The organism is Arthrobacter sp. NPDC080086 (assembly GCF_040702285.1).
In genome coordinates, this window is the sequence record NZ_JBFBKP010000156.1 from 1 (window position 1) to 3,166 (window position 3,166).

Genomic DNA, 3,166 nt, shown 5'->3' on the forward strand with positions numbered 1-3,166 from the left:
GCTAAGACCCACAGCGCCGATGGTACTGCACCCGGGAGGGTGTGGGAGAGTAGGTCACCGCCGGAACATCATTCAGGTCGAGAGCCTCCAACCACCAGGTTGGAGGCTCTCCCACTTTAACCACCACCCCAGTCATTCCTTCGCGGTTTCCGCCTTGGCTTGTGTCTCGCGCGGGCTGTCATTGAACCGGCGCCGGTGCAGCCATGCCAGGACCTCGACCAACACCCCGCCACCCAGACCCGACCCCAGCGCGGCCAGCAGCAGCGGCTGCGGCGGCCATCCGAGAATGAAGAAGTCCTGGGCCAGCGGCACTCCCAGCAGGACAACCAGCGCGGCGGCCATCGCCGCCAGCACACCCAGCCGGCCGGCGTTCAGCGGCCGTGCCACGGCGCTCAGGATCCACAGTCCAACGATGGACAGGGTCAGGACTGCCGCCGAGCGAAGGTCCTCCGCGCTAGGCGCCGGGCCCGCCGTCGTCGATGCCGCCGTGACCGCAATCAGCGAGGCGGTGACGATCAGCCCCGCCGGCACGGAGAACCACAGCGAACGCAGCAGGAAGCCGGCACGGTAGCGGCGGGCGTTGGGCATCAAGGCCAGGAAGAACGCCGGGATCCCGATGGTCAGTCCGTCGGTGAAGGACAGCTGGCGGGGCAGGAACGGGAAGGGCCACTGCAGCAGCGCGAAGCTCGAGGCGATAGCCACGGCGTAGGCCGTCTTGCTGAGGAACAGGCTGGAGACGCGTTCGATGTTGGCAATGACGCGCCGGCCCTCGGCTACCACCTCTGGCAGCCGGTCGAAGCGGCCGTCCATGAGCACCAAACGGGCCACGGCCTTGGTGGCCGGCGACGCCGAGTTTACGGCAATGCCAAGGTCCGCGGTCTTCAGGGCGAGGGCATCGTTGACGCCGTCCCCGGTCATGGCGACCGTGTGCCCGTTCCGCTGGAGGGCGGCCACCATGTCCCGCTTCTGGTGGGGGCTGACCCTGCCGAACACCGTGTTTGCCTCCATCACCTCCGCGAGCCGTTCCGGATCCTCCGGCAGGGTCCGGGCATCCACGCCGTGCGGAACCGTCAGCCCCACCCGGCGGGCTATGGCGGCAACCGTTCCGGGCTCGTCGCCGGAGATGATCTTCACCGTCACGCCCTCCGCCCGGAAGTACTCCAAGGTGGTTGCGGCCTCTGGCCGGGGCTGTTCCCGGAAGGTCAGCAGCGCCACGGGGCGCACGGCTGCCGGCAGCGCGCCGTCGTCCGTTCCCTGCCGGGGCAGGGCGGATGCCTGGGCGAGGAGGAGGGTACGGAGCCCGCCGGCGGCGAGGTCCCCAGCCCGGTGGAGGGCGGCGGCCGCGGTGTCCGGGGCGTCCCCCGCCGACGCAGGCTTCCCGGCCGGCTGTTCACCTGCCCCGCTACCTGGGGCGAGGAGGACGTCGGGGGCGCCAAGGACCCAGGTCGAGGTGTTGCCGGTGCCGGCGTCGAACGTGGCGCCGCTCCACTTGCGGGCGGAAGAGAACGGGACGTAGGACACGGAGCGGAAGCCGCCGTCGTCCTCGAAGGCGAGCTCCATGCTGCGCGCGGTCGCATTAGCCTCCGGTTCGGAGGCGAACCAGCCCAGCGCGTGCTCCCAACCCGGCGGCGGTTCCGGCAGCAACTGGTGGACGGCGTCGAACCTGAGGCCGCCTTCGGTGAGGGTGCCGGTCTTGTCCAGACAGAGGACATCCACCCTCGCCAATCCTTCGACGGCGGCGAGCTCCTGGATCAGGACCTTGTGCGCGGCCAGGCGGAGACCGCCGACGGCGAAGGCCACACTGGTCAGCAGCACGAGACCCAAGGGGACCATGGCGATCACGCTGGCGATCACGCCGACGACGGCCGGTACCCATGCCCCGTCGAGGGTCACGGACTGCCAGCCGCCCCTGGCCTGCAGCTCCCCGGCAGCCACCAGTACGGCCACGGGCAGGATGGCCCAGGCGATCCAGCGGAGGACACGGTTCAGGCTGTTGCGGATCTCGGACTGCACCAGGGAGAAACGCCGCGCATCCGCTGTCATCCGGCTGGAGAACGATTCCGCCCCCACCCGCACCACCCGGGCGTGGCCCCTTCCGGCAACCACCAGGGATCCGGACAACACCTCAGACCCGGTGGCCTTGTCCACGGGGTCGGACTCACCCGTCAGCAGGGATTCGTCCGCCTCGAGCCCCGAGGACTCAATCACCTCCGCATCGGCGGTCACCTGGTCGCCTGCCCGGAGGATCAGGACGTCATCCCGCACCACCTCCGCGGTGGGAATCACTGACGGCAGGCCATCACGCAGGACCCGCGCCTGTGGGGCATCGAGGATTGCCAACCGGTCCAGGGAGCGCTTGGCACGGAACTCCTGCACGACGCCGATCACCGCGTTGCCGGCGGCCGCGAGACCGAATAGCGCGTCCTGCCACCGGCCCAGCAACAGCAGGATCAGGAAGCTGCCCCCGACGATGGCATTGAAGAGCGTGAGGACGTTGGCTTTGAAGATCTCCCAGAGAGTGCGGCTGGACCGGTCCTGCACTTTGTTGTCCAGACCCCGCTCCACGCGGTCCGCCACCTCGTGGCGATTCAGGCCGGGTCCGGGGGGAGCGGGCACACGCGCATCCAGCGTTCCTGTCTCCTGGCGCCGGCGTTCTGCCCTCACACCCCGATGGTAGACGCAGCGGACGTCGGAGTGACGCAGCATACAGGAAGCCATTTCACGACGATGAGGCTTTCGGTGGCCCCCTGCGCCGCTGCAAGGGCCGAAAGTCCGCGTATTTCCAGCGTTTTCCTCGGGCGGGGAGGGCCCTTTGGCCCGGGTTTGCAGACGCGCCCATCGGGGTGTATTGTTTTCTAAGTCGCCGCGAGGGAGACCAGCCGAGAGGCCGGTTACCGGAGGCGGCCAAACCCCCAAAAAACTACAAGACCAAAATCTTGGACATTCTAATGACCACTATCTTTGGCCGGGGCTGATGCATCTCCTGAATCTGGTTCGAGAAAATCGAATTTGCTTCGGAGGAGGGCATCGGGTAAGTTTGAAAAGTTGCTCCGGAGCGAGTCAGGACCCTGTGGGGTTGTGGTGGTGCCGGGTGTGTCTGTTGTTTGAGAACTCAATAGTGTGCCAAGTTTGTTGATACCGATTGTTTTATTGATTGGTTGAAATT

The 3,166-nt window shown here is 67.3% G+C and carries 2 protein-coding genes; both read right to left on the reverse strand.

The features are described from left to right. Positions 1-132: 132 nt before the first annotated feature. A complete protein-coding gene (locus tag AB0305_RS22915; RefSeq protein ID WP_366174162.1) occupies positions 133-2,664 on the reverse strand; it encodes an HAD-IC family P-type ATPase in 2,532 nt (843 codons plus the stop codon). A gap of 281 nt (positions 2,665-2,945) precedes the next feature. Continuing rightward, positions 2,946-3,166, reverse strand: a 221-nt coding sequence (locus AB0305_RS22920) for a hypothetical protein (protein WP_366174164.1), incomplete at its 5' end; no start/stop codon positions are given.